Origin of the sequence: Marinobacter sp. DS40M6 (assembly GCF_028581595.1) — a bacterium.
Taxonomy (GTDB): Bacteria; Pseudomonadota; Gammaproteobacteria; order Pseudomonadales; family Oleiphilaceae; genus Marinobacter; species Marinobacter salarius.
Window position 1 is genome coordinate 297,480 of record NZ_JAFCAE010000003.1, and the last position, 20,285, is coordinate 317,764.

At 58.3% G+C, this 20,285-nt stretch carries 16 protein-coding genes; 2 read left to right on the forward strand and 14 right to left on the reverse strand.

Translation table 11 applies throughout. The features are described 5' to 3' along the window. The 3 genes from JJO78_RS09045 to JJO78_RS09055 all read right to left on the reverse strand — a co-directional run bounded on the left by JJO78_RS09045 (window position 1) and on the right by JJO78_RS09055 (window position 4,127). Window positions 1-1,713 (reverse strand): AAA family ATPase, encoded by a 1,713-nt coding sequence (locus tag JJO78_RS09045; protein WP_273623415.1) that lies wholly within the window; start codon window positions 1,711-1,713, stop codon window positions 1-3. A gap of 98 nt (window positions 1,714-1,811) precedes the next feature. Further along, window positions 1,812-3,299, reverse strand: a complete 1,488-nt coding sequence (locus JJO78_RS09050; RefSeq protein WP_036205459.1) for a DUF3336 domain-containing protein — start codon at window positions 3,297-3,299, stop codon at window positions 1,812-1,814. 36 nt (window positions 3,300-3,335) lie between these two features. After that, window positions 3,336-4,127: an MlaA family lipoprotein gene (locus tag JJO78_RS09055; RefSeq protein ID WP_041333267.1), complete on the reverse strand. Its 792-nt coding sequence runs from the start codon at window positions 4,125-4,127 to the stop codon at window positions 3,336-3,338. Window positions 4,128-4,222: 95 nt separating this feature from the next. Between JJO78_RS09055 and JJO78_RS09060 the strand changes: the two genes are divergently transcribed. Continuing rightward, on the forward strand, window positions 4,223-4,630 hold the full coding sequence (locus JJO78_RS09060) for an acyl-CoA thioesterase (protein WP_075195252.1): 408 nt from the start codon (window positions 4,223-4,225) through the stop codon (window positions 4,628-4,630). Between the two features lie 24 nt (window positions 4,631-4,654). Here the strand turns inward: JJO78_RS09060 and JJO78_RS09065 are convergent, their stop codons facing one another. The 3 genes from JJO78_RS09065 to JJO78_RS09075 form a co-directional block, all read right to left on the reverse strand. Beyond that, the gene (locus JJO78_RS09065; RefSeq protein ID WP_036205456.1) at window positions 4,655-5,776 is read right to left on the reverse strand and encodes a beta-ketoacyl-ACP synthase III; all 1,122 of its coding nucleotides are present in this window, start codon (window positions 5,774-5,776) and stop codon (window positions 4,655-4,657) included. 101 nt (window positions 5,777-5,877) lie between these two features. Continuing rightward, window positions 5,878-9,804: an ATP-dependent RNA helicase HrpA gene (gene hrpA, locus JJO78_RS09070; protein WP_273623418.1), complete on the reverse strand. Its 3,927-nt coding sequence runs from the start codon at window positions 9,802-9,804 to the stop codon at window positions 5,878-5,880. 155 nt (window positions 9,805-9,959) lie between these two features. Next, window positions 9,960-11,636: a long-chain fatty acid--CoA ligase gene (locus JJO78_RS09075; RefSeq protein WP_091641125.1), complete on the reverse strand. Its 1,677-nt coding sequence runs from the start codon at window positions 11,634-11,636 to the stop codon at window positions 9,960-9,962. A gap of 193 nt (window positions 11,637-11,829) precedes the next feature. On the opposite strand from JJO78_RS09075, the gene JJO78_RS09080 reads away from it, so the two are divergent. Next, window positions 11,830-12,315, forward strand: a complete 486-nt coding sequence (locus JJO78_RS09080; protein ID WP_036205454.1) for a MaoC/PaaZ C-terminal domain-containing protein — start codon at window positions 11,830-11,832, stop codon at window positions 12,313-12,315. Between the two features lie 18 nt (window positions 12,316-12,333). On the opposite strand, the gene JJO78_RS09085 is transcribed toward JJO78_RS09080, so the two are convergent. Genes JJO78_RS09085 through JJO78_RS09120 form a run of 8 tightly spaced genes read right to left on the reverse strand, consistent with a single transcriptional unit; the run spans window position 12,334 to window position 20,283 of the window. After that, the gene (locus tag JJO78_RS09085) at window positions 12,334-13,353 is read right to left on the reverse strand and encodes an AgmX/PglI C-terminal domain-containing protein (protein WP_273623420.1); all 1,020 of its coding nucleotides are present in this window, start codon (window positions 13,351-13,353) and stop codon (window positions 12,334-12,336) included. Continuing rightward, window positions 13,346-13,840, reverse strand: a complete 495-nt coding sequence (locus JJO78_RS09090) for an ExbD/TolR family protein (RefSeq protein ID WP_036205453.1) — start codon at window positions 13,838-13,840, stop codon at window positions 13,346-13,348. Before JJO78_RS09090 ends, JJO78_RS09085 begins: the two co-directional genes overlap by 8 nt. After that, window positions 13,837-14,352 carry an ExbD/TolR family protein gene (locus JJO78_RS09095; protein ID WP_041334778.1) on the reverse strand — a complete coding sequence of 172 codons (516 nt, stop codon included), beginning with the start codon at window positions 14,350-14,352 and terminating at the stop codon, window positions 13,837-13,839. Before JJO78_RS09095 ends, JJO78_RS09090 begins: the two co-directional genes overlap by 4 nt. 15 nt (window positions 14,353-14,367) lie before the next feature. Next, on the reverse strand, window positions 14,368-15,012 hold the full coding sequence (locus tag JJO78_RS09100; protein ID WP_036205450.1) for a MotA/TolQ/ExbB proton channel family protein: 645 nt from the start codon (window positions 15,010-15,012) through the stop codon (window positions 14,368-14,370). A gap of 18 nt (window positions 15,013-15,030) precedes the next feature. Further along, window positions 15,031-15,381, reverse strand: coding sequence for a hypothetical protein (locus JJO78_RS09105; RefSeq protein ID WP_273623423.1), 351 nt, complete (start codon window positions 15,379-15,381; stop codon window positions 15,031-15,033). Further along, window positions 15,382-15,849 carry a tetratricopeptide repeat protein gene (locus tag JJO78_RS09110; RefSeq protein ID WP_273623424.1) on the reverse strand — a complete coding sequence of 156 codons (468 nt, stop codon included), beginning with the start codon at window positions 15,847-15,849 and terminating at the stop codon, window positions 15,382-15,384. Beyond that, entirely contained in the window at window positions 15,839-18,643 is a 2,805-nt protein-coding gene (locus JJO78_RS09115; RefSeq protein ID WP_273623425.1) for a tetratricopeptide repeat protein, read from the reverse strand. The genes JJO78_RS09110 and JJO78_RS09115 overlap by 11 nt, the downstream gene beginning before the upstream one ends. Next, the gene (locus JJO78_RS09120; protein WP_273623426.1) at window positions 18,640-20,283 is read right to left on the reverse strand and encodes a hypothetical protein; all 1,644 of its coding nucleotides are present in this window, start codon (window positions 20,281-20,283) and stop codon (window positions 18,640-18,642) included. Before JJO78_RS09120 ends, JJO78_RS09115 begins: the two co-directional genes overlap by 4 nt. Window positions 20,284-20,285 lie beyond the last annotated feature (2 nt).

The following is a 20,285-nucleotide window of genomic DNA, read 5'->3' on the forward strand; positions in this document are numbered from 1 at the left end:
TCAGTTCACCATCCTTCCGGACGTCAGCCGGGGCACGGCGGATTCCAGGTCGTTATTCATCTGGATGATGGTCATGGCACCGGCAATGCCATCGACCGTCAGGCCTCTTTGCTGCTGGTACCAGCGGACCTGTTCTTCGACCGGCATACGGTTGACGCGGCTCTCTTCCTGCCGGCTTTCGGCGTATCGGCTGGCCAGTTCCATCATTCTTGAGCCCATCCAGATCTGCTCGGCCACCCTTTCATTACCCTGAGCGCTACCGGACGCATCGCCCAACGTGTAGGCAGGCGCTTCCCAAAGTACGGTAAATTCGCCAAACCAATAGGGCTCCAGGCTGGAGAAGGTGACCTCCCGGCGACCACTCGGGAGTTCGATAGTGGCGCGATTATCCTGGAGGCCGCTCAGGACCGCATAGTGACTGTCCCCATTGCCGTTGCGAAGCTGAAGTATCGCCGGCCGGTCCAGAAACTCCAGGCTTCGGCGTGCGCCCTTGTTCTGCAGGCAACGCAGTCCCTGCCCCTCGGCAAACTCACACGCCACTGGGCTTTCCGAGGCGCGGTATTCCAACCCCCATAGTTCAAACAGCTCGCGAAAAGCCACTGGCAAAGAGATGGTCTGGTCCGGGAACTCAAATTCGGGCAGTGGTTCCTCCTCGCGTGAGTCACTGGTCTGCTCACTGGCTTCGGGAAGCTTTTCCGACAACTCGACAACAGGCATATCCAGCTCGACCCGTTCGATGGCGCCAGTAAGGGGCCTTCCCTGATTTTCGGCGACAGCATCGGGCTCGGGTCCACCGCTCCCCGGAAGCCCTATGAACAGCCACGTGGTCATGATGATGGCCATCAGCAGGGCTGCAGCCAACATCAGCGCATGGGACTTTCGAGACTGCCCAGCGCGCCTGGGCAGATTCTGGCCGTTCACTTCCCGGGCAGCGTTACGGATATGGGGAGCAGTGATCTGGTGCTCGCCTTCGGCGTAGGCGCCCAGCAATGCACGGTCACTGATCAGGTTAATCAGTCTCGGTACACCATGGCTGGCGCGGTACAAAGCCCGGATCGCGCGATCGGTAAAGATCTCACCCCGGAGGCCTGCCACGCTGAGCCGGTAACGCAGGTAGGCCTCTATCTCTGCTCGACCCAGGGCGTCGAGGTGATAACGGGCCGTTACCCGCTGATTTAACTGGCGGAGCTCTGGTAGCCCCAGAATCTCCTGCAGTTCAGGTTGTCCCAGCAACACAATCTGCAGCAGTTTTTTCTCAGCGGTTTCGAGATTGGTCAGCAATCGGAGCTGTTCAAGCACTTCGGCGGACAGGTTCTGGGCTTCATCAATCATCAGAACCTTATGGCGGCCCGCTGCATGGGCCTTGAGCAGGTCATCGTTGATCAGTCCCACCAGTTCCTTGATGGATGATCCAACCGGATGGGCAATCTCCAGCTCATCGCAAATGGAGGACAACAGCTCACGGGCAGACAACCTGGGATTGAGGATCAGTGCAATGTCTACATGATCCGGCACATTCTCGATGAAACAGCGGCTGACAGTGGTCTTGCCCGTGCCGACCTCTCCGGTGATCACGATAAAACCGCCCTGCCCCTGCACGCCATACATCAGATGCGCCAGCGCTTCTTTATGGCGTTCGCTCAGATACAGATAGCGGGGGTCCGGGGCTATCGAAAACGGGGGCTCCCGAAAACCGAAGAAATCGTAGTACATGCGTGTCCAGTCAGGTGCTCAGGCGGAGCTTGCGGGAGCCGCCATCGGGCTCCCCGGCTATCGCGGTATCATACCGCCCGGCTCCCGGGGCTGTCATCTCATGAAGTGCCGGAATCCGCATTGCTTACCAGTCTCAGTTCAGCTGTGGAGCGGCGCTGTTCGGATTTCAAGCGGCGAATGCATCGCTCCAGGGTCTTGGAGATTCTGGCGTGGGAGCGAATCATTGAAATCTTGGGCCAGGTCGCACGTTCTCCCTGCAATATCATCTCCCGGACCCATGCCGGATCGGGGTTGGATAACATGCGACGGTAGTCACGAAGACGATACGTCGGCGAGATGGTGACATCCCCGGAATAGCGCTGCCCCATAATGGTGTACATCTGGCCCGCTACCTGCCGAAGCATTTCCGGCTGAACGCGTTTCCGCAGATAATCGAACAGGCCCTGGCCATGGAACTGGATTTCTGATTTCAGCAGGTGCATCGGCAGATTGGCGACATTGATCTTTTCATCCCGGCCTCGCCGGTTCAGAAAAGGCACCACATGGGGGTTGGTCTGGCTGACAATGGTGAAGTTCACGTCGTAAAGGTGCATCAGCCGTTCGATGGGCAAGTCGCTGACCACCGACCCGTCCACGAACTTCAGCCGCGACATGTAGGGCAGCACGTTGCCCTGAATGTCCTTCTTCATCAGCGGTACCGGCGGGAAGATGCCCGGCACTGCCGCGCTGGCCAGCACGGCACTCCAGACCAACAGATAGGGTGACGTGTAGCCGCACAACAAACGGGCTTTCTGGTGGGTCTGGACCGGTGACACACTGACGTTGATGGAACGACCGGTCTTCTGGAACGCTTCCTCAAAGGTGTATTCCCCGATATTGGCACGCAGGCACGCCTTTAACTGCTCCTGATCCATCAGGCCGTCACCCCGGATGGCACTGAACAGCCCTCGCCATTTCCAGGCCCTCATGTCGTGGTTTTCAGGCACCAGCATGTCCGGTATTTCCGCATCGCTGTGGACACCCAGTATGCCAGCGATAATGGCGCCGATGCTGGAGCCGGCAATGACCTGCGGCAACAACCCTTTTTCCCAGAGTGCCTTTATAACGCCGAAATGGAACATGCCCAGCGTGGCACCGCCGCTGAGCAGCAAAGCCGGGCGGCCATAACTGGTCAGGGTATCGCGGAAGAACTGCAGCTTTTCGGCCACTGGGAATCCCGGCACCTTGGTGTCGCACAGGAAATCCAGCGATTCGCACACCTGGGTGATGTACTCCTCGATCAGATGCTTGGTGCCAACCCGGGAACGAGTATACAGGGCCGTATTGCCCATATTGCCCAGGTCGTGATGAAGCCCTTCTCTCAATGCACGCTTCAGGCGCTCGAAATCATTCTGATGCCGGTAGGTGCGGAGGTTGCTGAGCCGGTCGTAGATGAGTTCGTAATGGTAAAGGTCGGAGCCAAACTCCTCTTTCCACTCCACATTGCCCTCAAGGAAATCCAGCTCCAGCGCCGCAGCCTTCCAGACTTCGTAATTGGGCGCCTCCGCCAGCATCTTGCGGAATTTCCGGATACGGTCATCAACCATCTGGTAAACCTCCGTTGTTCCAGCCGATTCGATGCGTCAGAAATCCTCGAGCATCAAATCCTCATCGTCATCGCTGGCAAATGGATCGTCTACGGTTCTGCCATCATTGATCAGGTAAGCCCGCCGTTGCAGGTACGCGTTTCTCACGAACGTATAGCCGTCACCTGAGATGAACCCTTCCGCAGGGATCAGATCGGCACGCTTGTCAACAATCTGAAGCGCCCTCGCATAATAGACATCCGGCGTTTCAGCCAGGTCCCAGGCTGAGGGCAACAACAGGTTGTCGGATACAAACCCACCAAAGTCCCGGGGATTCGAAGGCCCCAAAAACGGGAGCATCAGGTAAGGTCCAGAGCCCGTGCCCCAGTAGCCCAAGGTCTGGCCAAAGTCTTCTGGACGCTCAGGCAAATCGAACATGGTAGCCACATCAATCAACCCGCCCAGACCAAAAACCGTATTGTAGGTAAACCTACCCGCCGCCACGACGGCAGACTCTCCCTTCAATTGGAAGATACTGTTGGCGAAGTTACGTATTTCAGTCAGGTTGTTGAAGAAATTGGTGACAGCACGGTCCGCAAAGCCTGGCATGACGGTGCGGTACCCTTTCGCAACAGGGCGGAGGAACCAGTTGTCGATGGTTTCGTTGAAGCCATAGACCTTCCGGTTCCAGTCCTCATAGGGATCGACCTCGCTCGGAGGGGCATCAAGCTTTCGTTCTGCCATGTCAGGATCGACTGGCTGCACGGTTTGCGCGACCGCATTGCCTGAAAACAGGCAGATAAAAATCAGGGCGCCGATTGCTGGGTGCCGGAAAAAAATGTCTCTCATCGTCAGACCTGAGGTTGTTAAAACTGTTACTGTTCGTCGAAAATACCGGCGCTCTGCTTTTTTATTATTAACCCCTTGCTTCAGGAGTAGCCCCGATGTCAGTACCCGGGAATCTGGTTAGCACACTCTCCATGCCTTTGCGCTGGGGAGATATGGACGCATACGGCCATGCCAACAATACGGTTTATTTCCGCTTTTTCGAGGAAGCCCGCATCACCTGGCTGGCGTCCCTGGAGCTGGGCGCGGAAAACGACCCCGACGGTCCGGTCATTATAAAGACCAGCGCCACCTTTCTGAAGGAACTGGCCCATCCGGCAACGGTTGAGGTCAGAACATACGCCGACAAAGCCGGCAATACCAGCCTCGACACCTATCATACGCTGACCGATACCGAGACCGGCACACTCTACGCGGAAGGCTATGCGAAAATTGTCTGGTTTGACCGCACCAAACGCACGTCGATGGCACTGCCTGACAAGCTCAGGGCGTTGGCGGCCAGTTAAGACCGCCTATCGCCACTCCAGACCCTATCGGCGGCGAACCACAACGCTGCCGATGGAATAGCCTGCACCAAACGAACAGATCACGCCCAGTTCACCAGCGCCAAAGTCGTCCTTGTGTTTGTGGAACGCAATGATCGAGCCAGCGGAGCTGGTGTTGGCGTACTCATCCAGAATGACCGGCGCCTCTTTCGTGTCCGCGTCGCGCCCCAACACCTTGCGGGCAATCAGTTGGTTCATATTCAGGTTGGCCTGGTGCAGCCACATTCGCTTGAGGTCATCTGGCGACAACGACAGGCTGGACAGCTGTTTGAGGATCGTTTCCGCCACCAACGGCGACACTTCCTTGAACACCTTGCGCCCCTGTTGCACGAACAGCTTGTCCGGCTTGTTAATGCCCTCTTTATCGCCCCGATTCAGGAAACCAAAGTTGTTGCGAATGTTATTGGAGTACTTGGTCAGCAGGCTGGTTCCAAGAACCTCAAAACCCTGCCCTTCCGCAACATCGGCGTCTCTTTCCACCAGGATGGCGGTGCAGGCATCGCCAAAAATGAAGTGGCTGTCCCGGTCACGGAAATTCAGGTGGCCGGAGCAGATTTCCGGACTAACCACCAGCACCGCCCTGGCCGTGCCATTCTCTACGGCGTTCGCCGCCGCCTGCAGCCCAAAGGTCGCGGAACTGCACGCCACGTTCATGTCGTAGGCAAAGCCCTCGATGCCCAACGCGTCCTGAACCTCAACAGATATAGCCGGGTATGGGCGCTGCATGTTAGAGCAGGCGACAATAACTGCATCGACATCGGCCGCGGTCTTGCCGGCCTGTTTGAGAGCCTCTTCGCAGGCTGCCAGCGCCATCTCGCATTGCACCGAGGCTTCTTCGTTGGGTCGGTCCGGTATGTTCGGGCACATCCGTTCAGGGTCGAGTATGCCCTGCTTGTCAATCACGTGGCGACGCTTGATGCCGGACGCTTTTTCAATAAAAGCGGACGAAGACGGTTGCAGGGGCTCAAGATCGCCACTGGCAATATCGTCAGCATGACGTGCGTTGTGAAGTTCGACGAAGGCATTGAATGCCTCCACCAGTTCTTCGTTGGTAATGGTTGCTGGCGGTGTGTACAACCCGGTCCCGCTGATAACGGCTCTAATCACGCTAACCCCACGTCATAGTTGTAAAAACAAACAATCTAACTGCACCAATATTGACCAAATACTAACACAGTCTAAACGTTTTGCCCGCAAACGTGACCGGCTTACACGCGCGTCTGCTCCCACTGCCTGTCGAGGCGCTTGACCGATACCGGCACGGCCGTGCCCAGCTGTTGTGCAAAGAAAGAGACCCGAAATTCCTCAAGCATCCAGCGATAGAGCAATAACTCCGGGTCCCTTACCCCCTGACGTTGCTGCTCATCGCGTTTGCTGGCATAGCGGGACCAGAGCGGCTCCATGGTGTGCAGGAACTCCCGCTCCCGTCCAAGCTCCCTGGGCATTTTCTCGAAGCGGATGCTGGCGGCCTCAAAGTAGCGTCCAAAATGGGCAAGCCATTCCGGCGGCGTGGCAACAATAAAACCCGGATACACAAGATTTTGCAGCTGAAACTTCAAGTCCGCCATACTGTTCGCGAGCGCGAGGTTGATTTTGCCCTTGAGCTGTTTCATCACGCCATGATAGCCCGTCATGGCCTGGTGTAGCCGCTCGTCAGCCTGCTCAAGTGCCGGTACGAATTCCGCCCTCCCGGCGTTAAACGCGTTCTCGAACGCGTTGTTGTCCCGGGGTACGTCATCGGGCACAAAATGCTGCATCGCCGTGGCCAGCAACAGGTCATCCAGCAACACCCGGGCTTTGCCCACCGGCGCGAACATCAACGCCGATGACTTGAAGTTCGGCAACTTCCGTTCGATGTCCTCCAGCGTATTGCCCAGCCGAATCAGTATCAGTCGCGCCACCGCCTTGCGAGTTGCGTCCTCCGCCGTAAGCCGGTCCAGGAACCGTGTCTGGCGAACGGAATCCCCCGTGTCCTCCAATGCCGGGTATACGGTGACTTCCATACCGCCTTTTTCGGTCCTGACGGATTCGGGCAGCGACCCGAAATCCCATCGCGTTGACGCACTCGCAGCCTCGGTCGAGGGCTCCCTGCGGGTTGCCGAAGACAACGCAGCTTCTGCCCGCCCTTCCAGTTCGCTTTGCAGCTTTTCGGTTTCCCGCCCCTCGGCGATGGGCTTGCCCGCATCATCAACAACCCGAAGATTCATTCTCAGGTGCTTCGGCAGATCCTCCTGTGGCCAGGCATCGGCGTCAATCCTGACACCCGTCATTCGCCGGAGCTGTTCGCCCAGCTGCAGCGCCAATGGCTCGTTTGAAGCCTGAAGGTTTTCCAGAGCCGCATCCACGAAATCCGGTACCGGTACGAAGTTGCGCCTCAACGCCTTCGGAAGGCCTTTGACCAGTGCGATGCACTTCTCCCTCAAGAGCCCCGGCACAAGCCATTCAAGCCGCCGCGCCGGAAGCTGTTTCAGGGCCATCACCGGTGCCTGGAGCGTAACGCCATCGCGCTCACTGGTGGGTTCGAACTCATAACTCAGGGGATATCTCACCCCTTCCCACTCCAGGTAGTCCGGATACAGTGAGCCCGCCTGCTCATCCACCGGGCGCTGGAGGATATCGTCCTCCGTCAATTCCATGTCACGGAGCTGGTCAGCACTCAGCTGCTTCCACCAGCTTTCGAAATGCCGGCCGCTAACAATGTCCGCTGGCAGCCGCTGGTCATAAAACGCCACCAGCACTTCGTCCTCAACCAACAGGTCCCGCCGCCGCGTTTTGCGCTCCAGGTTTTCAACGGTGTCCAACAGTTCCCGGTTACGGGCAATAAAAGGCGCTTTGGACTGGTAATCGCCTTCCACCAGGGCACGGCGGATGAACAGGTTGCGACACTCCTCCGGGTCCACCTTGCTGTAGGGAATTCGGCGCTTGGCAATAATGTCCAGGCCGTAGAGACTGACCTTTTCATAGCCCATGACCTGGCCACGTTTCTGTTCCCAGTGGGGTTCGAAGAAGTGATGCTTCACCACATGCCCGGCCAGGGGCTCGATCCACTCCGGCTCAATCTTCGCCACCACCCGCGCAAACACGCGGCTGGTTTCGACAATTTCCGCCGCCACAATCCACTTCGGGCCGGTTTTCGACACTTTTGAGCCCGGAAAGATCATGACCTTACGGTTGCGGGTGGCCAGATACTCCTTCTTTTCAAGCTTCACCGCCACCTGGCCCAGCAAACCCGCAAGAATGGCTTTGTGCAAAGACTCGTAACTGGCCGCATCTCTGTTCAGTTTCAGTTTCTGCTCACGGCAAATCAGCGTCAGTTGCCGGTGAATGTCGCGCCACTCCCGCATCCGCATCCACGACAGAAAGCTCTTCTGGCAGACCTTTTTCAGCTGATTCTGGGACAGTTCCTGGCGCTGTTCCTCGTAGAAATTCCAGATATTCAACAAGGTCAGGAAATCCGATTCCTTGTCATTGAACGGCGCGTGGGCCTGATCGGCAGCCTGCTGTTTGTCCTGGGGGCGCTCTCTCGGGTCCTGAACGCTCAGGCCGGCAATGATCACCAACGTTTCTGCCAGACTGCCCTGTTCCGAGGAGGTCACCAGCATGCGCGCCAGCCTTGGGTCCAGCGGCAGGCGTGCCATGGTGCGGCCCAGGTTTGTCAGACGGCGCTTGTCATCAACGGCTCCAAGCTCTTCGAGCAATTTGTAGCCATCGTTGATCAGGCGACGGTCCGGTGGCTCCAGGAACGGGAAATGGCGGATATCCCCAAGCCCCGAGGTGGTCATCTGCAGAATAACCGAGGCCAGGTTGGTGCGCAGGATCTCCGGGTCGGTGTACTCGGGCCGGTTGATGAAATCGGTTTCGTCGTAAAGCCGGAAACAAATCCCCGGAGCAACCCGGCCACAGCGCCCGGCACGCTGGTTGGCGCTGGCCTGGGACACCGGCTCAATGGGCAGGCGCTGGATTTTGGAACGTACGCTGTAACGGCTGATACGGGCCACGCCGGTGTCGATGACATAGCGTATGCCGGGCACGGTCAGGGAGGTTTCCGCGACGTTGGTGGAGAGCACGATCCGACGCCCCCGGTGGCCCTGGAATATCCGGTTCTGTTCCTGGTTACTGAGCCGGGAATATAATGGTAGAACTTCGGTATGGCGCAGCTCGGCGTGTCGCAGTACCTTGCTGAGGCTGCGAATTTCCCGCTCGCCGGGCAGGAATACGAGTACGTCGCCCGGTGGCTGCTTTTCTGCACGTTCGTGCTGTTCGATTTCCTCCATCGCACGCAGCACGCCATCCGTCCAACCCTGGTCCCGATCGTCCTCATCGCCGGTGAGAGGACGGTAACGCACATCTACCGGATAGGTTCGCCCGCTGACTTCGATGACCGGCGCGCCACTAAAGAACTCGCTAAAGCGTTCCACTTCGATGGTGGCGGAGGTGATGATGACCTTCAGATCAGGCCGTTTCGGCAACAGTTGCCGCAGGTAGCCCATCAGAAAGTCTATATTAAGGCTGCGTTCGTGGGCCTCATCAATAATCAGGGTATCGTAACGATCCAGGAACCGGTCGTGCTGGACCTCCGACAGCAGGATGCCGTCGGTCATGACTTTGATCCGCGACTGGTCGGACGTGGTGTCGGTAAAACGTACCTGATACCCCACCTGCCCGCCAGTCTGCTCTCCAAGCTCTTCAGCAATACGACCGGCTACGGTACGGGCGGCAATCCGGCGGGGTTGGGTGTGGCCGATCAGCCCGCGAATACCCCGACCGCTGTTCATGCAGATCTTGGGGATCTGGGTGGTCTTACCGGAACCGGTTTCGCCGGCAATAATCACCACCTGGTTCTGTTCAATGGCCTCACGGATATCATCGACCCGTTCAGACACTGGCAGCGATGACGGAAAGGTGGCCGGCTTATGCAATGCCTGGCGTTCCGTGACACGCGCCTGACCCCGATCGAGCCATTGCGCCATCTTCTCCAGGTCCTTTTGCCCCGGACGCCCTTTTTTCCGGGCTACCAACTTGTGAATACGGGCGGCTTCCAACTGGTTGCAGGCATCCAGCTGCTCCATGATGGCTTTTACGGCGGCCTTGCTGTCTGGCGTATTCGTGGACTGTTCCGGGGGGGCTTGCGTCATCGGTCCGTTTTACCGTTGTTGGATCTTGGATACCCGGTTCGCTTCGGGCGTGGCGACAGTCTAACGATATCCCGCGCCTCATTAAACGGAAAAACCCCGCCGAGGCGGGGTTCACATCATCCGTTCGGGGCGATTAAACCGCCCGCACGAACCGGTTACTTGCTGTTGGCTTCGTCACGCAGCTCGCGCCGCAGGATCTTGCCTACGTTGGTCTTCGGCAGTTCATCGCGGAACACGAAGGATTTGGGGACCTTGTAAGCGGTCAGGCGTTCGCGGCAGAACTCTTTCAGTTCATTTTCAGTAACACCTTCCGCGGTTGCCACCAGGTAGACCTTAACCGCCTCTCCACTCTTGTCATCGGGAACACCGACAGCGGCACACTCAACCACTTTCGGATGACCACTGACCACGTCTTCTATCTCATTGGGGAAGACGTTGAAGCCAGACACGATAATCATGTCCTTCTTGCGGTCGACGATGCGGATGTAGCCATCTTCCTGGATAAGGGCAATGTCACCCGTCTGTAGGAAACCGTCGTCAGTGAAGGACTTCTGGGTGTCTTCCGGACGCTGCCAGTATCCGCGCATCACCTGTGGCCCCTTCACACACAATTCGCCGGGCTCGCCAAGAGGCGTTTCGTTGCCGTCGTCGTCGATGGTTTTGATTTCGGTGCCGGGAATCGGCAGGCCAATGGTGCCAAGCTGGATCGCGCTGTTCGGATTGAAGGTAACAACCGGAGAGGTTTCAGTCATGCCGTAACCTTCACTGATTTCACACCCTGTAACACGCTGCCACATCTTCGCGGTGTCGCTGGTCAGCGCCATGCCGCCGGACGACGTCAGTTTCAGGGCACTGAAATCCAGGGCCTTGAATTCTTCGTTGTTGCACAGCGCCACGAACAGCGTGTTCAGCCCCAGGAATGCGGTGAAGCGATGGTTTTTGAGCTCTTTCACAAATCCGGGGATATCACGGGGGTTCGGGATAAGAACGTTGTGGGCGCCAGCTTCAAGCATGATGCCGCAGTTCAGGGTGAACGAGTAGATGTGGTAAAGCGGCAGCGGAGCAATAACCACTTCCGTGCCTTCCTCCACCGAATCTTCCATCATCGGCCGAGCCTGCAGGAGGTTGGCGACCAGATTGCCGTGGGTCAGCATCGCGCCCTTGGCCACACCGGTGGTGCCACCGGTGTACTGCAGAACGGCGATGTCGTCTTTCTTGCACTCCACCGGGGAGAATTTTTCCCTGGCCCCTGCACTGAGCACCGCCGGGAGTTTGTGAGCCTGGGGCAGGCTGAATGCCGGCACCATTTTCTTCAGGTGCTTCACGGCGGCGTTCATCAGCGTACGCTTCAGCGGCGAATGCATGTCGGCAATTTCGGTAACAATGACATGCTCGATGCCGGTATGAGGAAGCACTTTCTCTGCGTTATGGGCCATGTTCGCCAGCACTACAAGCGCCTTGGCGCCGGAATCATTGAACTGGTGTTCCATTTCGCGAGTGGTGTACAGCGGGTTGGTATTCACCACGATCAGGCCCGCGCGCATGGCCCCAAACACTACGACAGGGTACTGGGACACGTTGGGCATTTGCACCGCAATCCGGTCGCCCGGCTTGAGGTCGGTCTTGTTCTGCAGCCAGGCGGCAAAATTCCGGCTCTGGGTGTCCAGGTCGCGATAGGTGAGCGTGGCGCCAACGGCACTGAACGCGGGGCGGTCAGCGTACTTGTTCACGGCCTGATCAAATACGTCAACCATGCTACTGTATTTATCCAGGTCTACGTTCAGGGACACGCCAGCGGGGTATTTGTCCTGATAGAACTGCTCAAAATCCATCACCATCTCCTGTTTGGCATTTGTGCTTATAATGTTTACCAATGTCGTTTTGGTCAAAAAATCAACCAGACAAAAGTATCAGCCTCGAAAAGTCGGGAGAGAATAGCAGTTTTGTGAACGATGAGGTAGTTTTCAAAGCAGAACTGTAGCGGTTGCAGCCACCAACCTAATCACACCAACACTGGAGCCCATCATGAGCGACACTTTGGACACGCTTGAGAACATCACCTACGACGAACTCCAGGAAGGCGACTCCGCAACCTATGTGAAAACACTGACCGAGGACGAACTGGTGTTGTTCGCTGCTGTCTCCGGAGATGTGAACCCGGTCCACCTGGATTCGGAGTTTGCCGCCGACTCCATGTTCCAGGAACGGATTGCCCATGGCATGTGGAGCGGCTCACTGATTTCCGCGGCCCTGGCCACCGTGATGCCGGGCCCCGGCACCATATACCTGGAACAGAGCCTGGCGTTCAAGCGCCCGGTAAAGCTGGACGACACCCTGACGGTGACATTGACAGTACTGGCCAAGGAACGCAAAAACCGCGTAACCCTATCCTGCGATGTCCGCAACCAGAACGATGAGCGGGTGGTGACCGGTGAGGCGAAAGTGATCGCTCCTACCCAAAAGATGTCCCTGAGCAAGCCACAGCTACCAAAAATTACCATAGCGCACTAGCGTATACGGGCCACTGAATTAACCCGGCAGGAAATCGATGGGGAATCGCACCGTCCTGGGTTCCACATCGTCCTGGCCAAAATTGAACAGGCGCACGCGCATGGCAATGCGTTGCTCCAGGCTTTGATTGCCCAGCTCGGAGCTCACCACCTCGCAACGCGATACTGACCCATCCGGTTCGATCACCAATTCCAGCATAACCTTACCTTCCAGCGTCGGGTCCTGACGCAGCTCGCGTCGGTAGAGGGAGTAGAGTGACGTTTTCTGGGCGTCGAACACCTGGCGGATGTTGCTCATGCCCCGCTGCCCCGGTCCGCCGGTGGGCTCCGGCGCAGCTTCTGGTACTGCTTCCTGCGCCACCTCCACGTTTCGAACCTGATGACCAGCCACTGCCACCTCAGTTTCTGGCGCGGCTTCCCGAGTGACGCCGCCGCTGCCAGCAAGCGCCCTGTCGGGGTCAGTTTCGGCACCGAACAGATCTCCATCGCCGCTTGCGGTCTCGGCATCGACGTTGGCCGCCAGGGTGTCCACGGCGTCCGGCTCTGGAGCCCGCATACTGGCAAGTTGGTCCTGCATTGCCATCAGACCCGACCTGGAGGCGGTTTCACGCGCCTGCTCGACCGTTTGGGAAGGAGCGGGTGTCGGGCGCACAGGCTCGGGTGGGGGCACCTCTTCAGCCAATTCCGGCTCCACCGCTTTGGGTTCTGTACTTTCAGGTTCGGGCTCGGGCTCAGATTCCGGAGCCGGCTCGGGTTCAGGTTCAGGCACTGGAACCGGCTTAGGCGGCTCGCGTTGCTCTACCAGTCGCGCCAACTGAGGCGGAATCTTCTCCGCCTCGCTGCGGTCGGGTTCCGGAAGCTGAAACGCCGGAATAAGCAGCGCAGGAGGCAGAAAGACCGCCACCATCACCAACAATGCCAGCACAAAACGGCGGTTTTCTCCCTTTTCCGCGCCCCATGGCAATCCGGATGAAAGTTGTTTGGTCGCGAAATTGTTGGGAGACACCTTTTTGAGAGAAAGGTCCTGACGCTCAGCCATTGCCGACCTCCTTCGCCGACTCAACGGCCAGCCGGACCTGCCGGAAGTCTTCATCGATGCAGGTTTGCATGATCTTTCTCAATAACCGGTAGTCGGTGGCGCGCCCTGCCATTATGGTCACCTCATGACCCTGCTCCGGCACCTGGCCCCTCCGGTTACGCACCCAGGCAAGCTCATCCGCCAGCCCACCGATGGTGCTGTCCCCGGTTTCAATGCCATCCAACCGTGCAACTTCCCGGCCCTGCACGAGAATGGACCGGCCGATTACCTGGACCATCAGGGTTTCGACCGCCTCCTTGTCCGCGGTCGATTGCGGCAGTGGGACATCGGCCGTGTTCTGCATAACCTTTACATCGGACGAGTTCACCATCAGGAAGAACACCAGGATCGTGAAGATGTCCATCAGGGACACCAGATTCAGGCCTCCCGGGCGGTGCATACGGCTGTAGTGGCGCTGGATACGACGGGCACGGCGGGAGGTCTTCATGCACCCTCCCCTTCGACCGATAACGTCCGGTTTTCAGGTGCGTCTGCCAGTGCCACATCCGGGAAAAGCTCTCCCTTCACCACACTGGCCGCAACAACTGCCGGATAGGAGCGGAGCGTATCCATCGCAGTCACCAGAGTCTGATAGTCGATGTCCGGGCTGACCTCCAGAACGATGTCAGTCTTCTCCGGCACCCGCTTCTTGATCTGCTTGAGAGTTTCCCTCAGGCCGTCGAAGTCCTGTTCCCCCTCAATCAACGGCAGGGTCCGGATCACGCCTCTCTCACTGTCCAGCACTTCCAGGCCCTGGGGTATCAACGCCACCACCAGCCGCAGTTCGTCAGCCTGTGGCGACTCACCCGACTCCATCCCGGGAAAGTCGAGCTCAATCATACGAATCTGGCTAAAGACCATGCCCAGCAGCAATACCGGGACTAACACGATCATCAGATTCAGGAATGGCGTGATATCCAGTTCCGGATTACTGACAAGCCTGCGATGTTTTCGTCTCATGCGGCAAACCCTGGCTCAGGCGGATTGGGGGGCGGGCTGCTCGGAGATAATGTTCAGCAGCTTCACCCCGGCCATCTCGAAACTGTCGACGATTTCATTGGTACGGGTCTGAAGCAGTGCATGAAACATCAACAGGGGAATGGCCGACATCAGCCCGAACGCCGTGGTATTCATGGCAACGGAGATACTTTCCGACAACAGCGACGCCTTCTGGGACGGATCTGCAGCGGCCACTGCCGTAAACGCGGCGATAAGGCCGATGATCGTGCCCAACAAGCCCAGGAGTGTCGCGATGTTGGCCAGGGTTGCCAGGTATTGGGTACGTTTCTCAAGACGCGGCAAGACTTCCATCAACCCCTCTTCCATGGCGTACTCAACATCTTCGCGGGAGTGATTATTCAATAGCCGACCAATGCCGGCGCTCATGATCGACGCGATGGCACTGTCAGAGCCTGTCGCGGCTTTCATCGCCCGCTGGTAATCCCGTTTCCTCAGCAGCGGCAGTATGCCCTTTTCAAAGGCAAGCCGGTTCCGGCGGCGCACCGAAGCGAGATAGATGAAACGCTCAACGGTAATCGCCAGGCCGATGGCCAGCACAATGGCAATCGGATACATGAAGGGACCACCTTCCTGAAAAAAACGAACAACAGTTTCCAGCATATTCAGACTCCCGGTTCTCTACTGCAGGGAAAGAGTGGAATCCAACAATGGATTCAGGGTTTCACGAAAGGTCCGGTGACGCTCAAGGGTCAGCGGGTCCTTGGGTTCGAGCAGTTCCTCGCTTCCGGCATCCAGTTCAGCGCGTGAACGCCGCGGCAAGGTCGGCGGCTGCCAGGGCAAGATATAAAGCACGCCGGGATCATCGTCTCCGGTATGGCGGTTGATTCCCTCTACGCCCAGTGCGACGGTGTTATCCGCGGTCTGAGACACAACCGCTTCCGAGGCATTGGACGCCTCATTTGCAAAGGCCATGAACGGGGTAAGCATCAAGCTCATCGCGGCCGTCGCCAATCGTCGATAAAAGCGCATTCAGTCCAGCCTCCTTTCAAGGTCCGCAATCCATCCGGCCACCTGCTTCTCCTCGGTGCCCGCCAACTCGCGGTAACGGCGGTAGTGAGCCAGTGCGCCATCCAGATCCAGCAGATACAGCTCTGAGATAACAGCAAGGTTGTAATGCAGTTCGGCGGTAACCGGGGAATGGCTGAGCCCCGCCTCCAGCACCGTCACCGCCTCCTCAAATCGTCCCTGTTCTCGCAGCAACAATGCCAGGTTATTGGCCGTGAGCGCGTTGGCCGGGTTGATATCAAAAGCCTCACGGTACCGTTCGAGGGCCTCTTCCTTGCGTCCCTGCTGGTGTGCCTCCCAGGCCTGACGTGCCAGCTCACTGGCCTCGGCGGTGTTGACGACCACCGGCTCCGGCTTGGGCTGGCTGGCGCACCCCGCCAGCAACGCAAGACACCCCGAAAGCAGAACCGCACGTGCTGTTTCAGGCATCATCGTTGACCTCCTCATTCCACGTCATCCAGCGCACCTCCCGGTCGTACCTGCCGGGGAACAGGTCCGCCAGAACTTGCAGGCTGCGTTCCATCCACTCATCAAACCGGCCTTCCGCCAGGCGTTGATGATTCCTTGCGTGCAGGTCGATGGCCTTTTCCTCGAAAGGGTAGGCCTCTTCTTCAAGCAACATCCGGTACTGGGTTGCCTCAAGGTCGCTCAGGTTCGCCGGCGCTTCTGACGTCATGAGATCCTGCGCCATCACCCGGTACAGCTCTGCCCGACGGAACAGAATTTCCGAACCTGCGCCCTCGCCAATCAGCTTCTCAGCTTGTGAGAGACGCTCCCGCGCAGCCGAGAGGGCCGCTTGTTTGCGCCCCAGGGATTCGGCCAATGGAATCTGTAGCGGAACATCGGCAAACCGCTCGGACTCTTCCGCCCCCAGCACGATGGCTGCCCGCCCAGCCCACGTCAGCGTGTCTTCCGAATGCCACTGGCTGGCGAGCTCTCGCTCTACCAACTCGATTCGATATCGCCGCGGCTCCACATCGTCGAGCACAAGACGCTGGCGCAGGGTCTGACTAAGGATATGGCTCTCGGAATCGGCAGCAGCGGAATCGCGGTTGAGCCACGCGACGTAGATGCGATTGCGACGCGCATGGGCCTCTGCCTTGTGATACAGCTCAGCCGCCCTCAGTTGCTGATCCCAGGACGGCGACTCTCCTTCGTCGGCACGCATGATTTCATCCGCCGCGCGCACCAGTTGGCCCGATGACTGATAGGCAAACACCAGCTTTTCGCCTACGGTTGGGGTCAGGTCATGCTGCGGGTAATCCGTGCGAAATCGGGTCAGTTCATTAACGGCAGCCTGCCAGCGCTCTGCCTTCAGAAGTGTATTCGCTGCGTCGTAACGGCCCTTGATCGCAATGTCCGACCCCGGAAACGCAGACTCCACACGCTGAAAATGCGCCACGGCGGTGTCAATGCGGCCCTCGCTCGCCGCTTTCTCCCCCTGGTAGTAGATGCTGCTGGCTAGTTGCCGTTTCAGACTGTCGGTATCTTTGGCCCGCCCTTCCTGTAACAGCCCCTCTGAAATCAGTGCCAGTGCTTGACGCCAGGCATTTTCAGCAAGCCCATAAGACGCCATCGCCAGGCTCGCCTCACCGGCTGCGACCCAGGCACTGTAGCGTTCGGCTGGGCTGACCAACGGATGGGCTATGGCAAGCTCGGCAAACCGAAGGGCCTCAGCATAACGATGCTCCGCGAGCATTCGGTTGGCGATATCCGCCGTCAGACCAGCCTGACGTTCGTCCTCTGGGAACTCAGCCGCGAAGCGGTCGGCGGCTGCAGCCAGGTCGTCCAGTGTCGCGGGAAGTGAATTGCGATTGTCCAGCGCATCACGCTGAATTACGATGGCAGCCCAGGCGGCATCCGCCGCCCCCGGATACTCTTTTGTCTCATGATCCGTGTCATAAGCCGCACGCTGGTAATGCTTGAAGGCGTCAGTGTGGTCACCTGCCTGCAGGAACGCATCACCGGCCATGCGAAGAACGTCGCCCTTCTGGCTGCTCCGGCCAGCCAACTGACTGTAATAACCCCCAGCCAACCGGAAAGATGCCACTTGGCGCTCCGCTTGCCCCTCTTCGGCCTGATCATAGTGATAGTCCGCCAGTGACCGGCTGAAATTCTGCCAGCGTTCCTGATCCGCTCTCGCGAGTTGCTGGTAACGGGCATCGCCGGCAAATGCCTGGACATACTCTGCCCTGGCGGCCCTTGCGCGATCGGCTTGCCCCGCCATGCGCCAGACCTCCACATTCTGGGCCAGAAAGGCCGGTACGGCGTTATGCGCCTGGAAATCGCGAACAAAGTCATTGTTCACCGCCACGCTGTCTTCAAAACGCCGGTTGCTGGCGTAGTAATCTGCCAGCCTGTCGTACAGGAGGTACCCGTAGTCCTTGCCACCCGCATCGGTCAACCAGCTTGCCAGGGATTCAACGCCCCGGTCTTCCGCCGCCATCAGAGCGACAATCCTGAAGGTGTCGTCAACCAGTTCAGCGTCGCTGGCAGGAATGCGGCGAAACCCACTGGTTTCCTCACCGACACCGTCCAGTACCGTCAGGAACGTCTTTGCGGCCCTTGTCCGGGCAGAAGCCCCTTGCTTGTACTGACTCCAGCCCTGCATATATCGGGCCTTGGTTTTCAGGCTATCGGTGCCGTCACCCGATATCACACGGCTGTACTCGGACTCAGCCTCGGCATAGTCTCCCGCCGAAAACGCTGCCTCGGCAATGCGGAAACGGGCCTCAGGTACCAGGGAGGACGAAGGATACAGACCAACCAGTTGGCGTAACCGGTCAATAGACTCCTCCGCCTGCCCCGTGTAGGCATGAGCCTTCGCCATCTGGTATAGCAATTCATCAAGCCGGCCCTGGTAGGCGCCCCTGTCGAGAATGGATTCGTAACTTTCCAGCGCCTGTCGGTATACCTGTTGTTCGCGTTCTTCGCTGAAGCTGACGTCCTCGTCAGTCACCTTCTGGATATTGGAAAGCCGGTTAAGTGCATCAATGCGTACTTCAGGTTCATCAGAGTGTTCAAACAATCGCTGGTATCGACGGGCAACTTCTGTTGGCGATATGGCCGGCATCGGTCGGGACTGGAATTCCAGAAAAACCGGGCGCATATCAGCAATGGTTTCGCCGTCGCGACCCAGCTCTACCCGGAAAGATTCCTGTGCCTGGGCACTCGCCGCGAACGCCGTAAACAGCACCGTCAGGGAAATTGACACCACTGGCTTCATGGCTGACCTCGCTCAAGGTTTTCCAGGGCCAGATACTCGTACAGGTGGGCAATCTGCTGCTCGGTCCGATCCAACGCAAACGCCATACGGTGATCCTGCTCTTCGACATAGGCCAGAGCCAGTTCATCCAGTTCCGACTCCGCCCTGCTCAGAAGTGCATCGGCCGTGCGACGGACCGTCCGTATCCGCTCCAGCGCATGGTCGGTGCGTGTCATCAGTTCATTGAGCTTGCGATCTTTCTTTTTCAATCTTCCATCAAGCCTGCCAACGGACGCTTTCAGATCGGCCAATGTCCTGGCTACACCTTTCAGCGCCTCTTGTTGTGCAGGAGAGATGGTCCAGGCTTTCAGGTTCGCCAACCGCTGCACCAGCTCTTTGATTTCTTCGTTGAAGGGACTGCCATCAACGTTGTGCCCCACGGGCCCCAAACGTTCACTGATGGCCCCCCGAAAAACAGCAAGGCTGTCTTCCCGCTGATTCAGTGTTTGCCTCATCTCCCTCAGTTCAGCCACCCGGTTGACGGCGGCCTGGGCAGCGGGCTGCTCAATGAAACGAATTAGATAGGCAGTACGGGGCTGTGTGAGCGTACGGTTGTCGGCAAGGAACCATTGGGCCTCAGAGTTCCGTGCGTCCAGTACCAGCGCCTGATACGCACCTTTCTGACGGATCTGGTCAGCCAGTTTGCGAAGGGTCACCCGTTCACTTTCATAGGACGCATTTGCTGCTAGATAAGCTTCACCCGCCTGCCCCAGGTAACCGGCGAGGTCGTACCCCCTACCCGTTCCAAGCCAGGCATTGGCCACACCGGGATAGGCCAGTGGGTACTTTTTGGCGCGATGCCAGGACTGCATTGCCGCACGCTGGTTGCCACTGGCCGAGAGTGCAAGACCGTGAAGGTAGAGGCCATGGGATGTGCTGTAGCTTTCCAGGGGGATTTTCTCCAGGAAGCCGATGGCCTTTTCGTAGTCTCCGTGATCGTAAGCAAGGTAGCCGGCGCGAACCAGTAGTCGGCTTCTGAGTTCCTGGCTGCGTTGGCTGTCGACGTCTTCTTCGGACATGGCCAGAGCCACTCGAAGTGCAACCAGTGCTCGCGATGGATTCCGGTCCTGCCTGCCGTAGTCAGCCGCAATGTTCATGTAACCCAGCGCAGCCCAATAGCCTGGCTCCATGGACGCCAGCACCTTCCCGGCCCGATCGGTATGCCCCGCCTCCCTCTCAATCTCGGCCAACCGGTAAAGCGCCTTTTGCCGGTCACTTCCACTGGCCCGCTTTGAAGCAGTTTCAAGGTATTCCCGGGTTTTGTTGTCTCCAGAGTCCGTCGGCAGTTCCGCCAGCAATAGTGCCGCCTGCCCGCGGTAATACTGGCCTTCGATCAGTTCTTTCAGCAGCCGTTCAGCCTCTTGATGACTCCCCGTAACCAAAAGTGCTTTAGCGCGAACCAGGCGTTCGGCTTCGGTAGTGGCATTCCGGGTATAACGCAATGCTGCAGCCGGTTCATGGGTGTCCAGGGCGAATTGTGCGAGCCCCAAGTGCAACGACGCCAAATCGTTGCCTCCGGACGCCAGCCCCGGGATAAGGGCCGCGGTCAGACTGAGAGCAAACCGTGTGGAGACTTTCCGAAACTTAGCGAGCACGACCATCC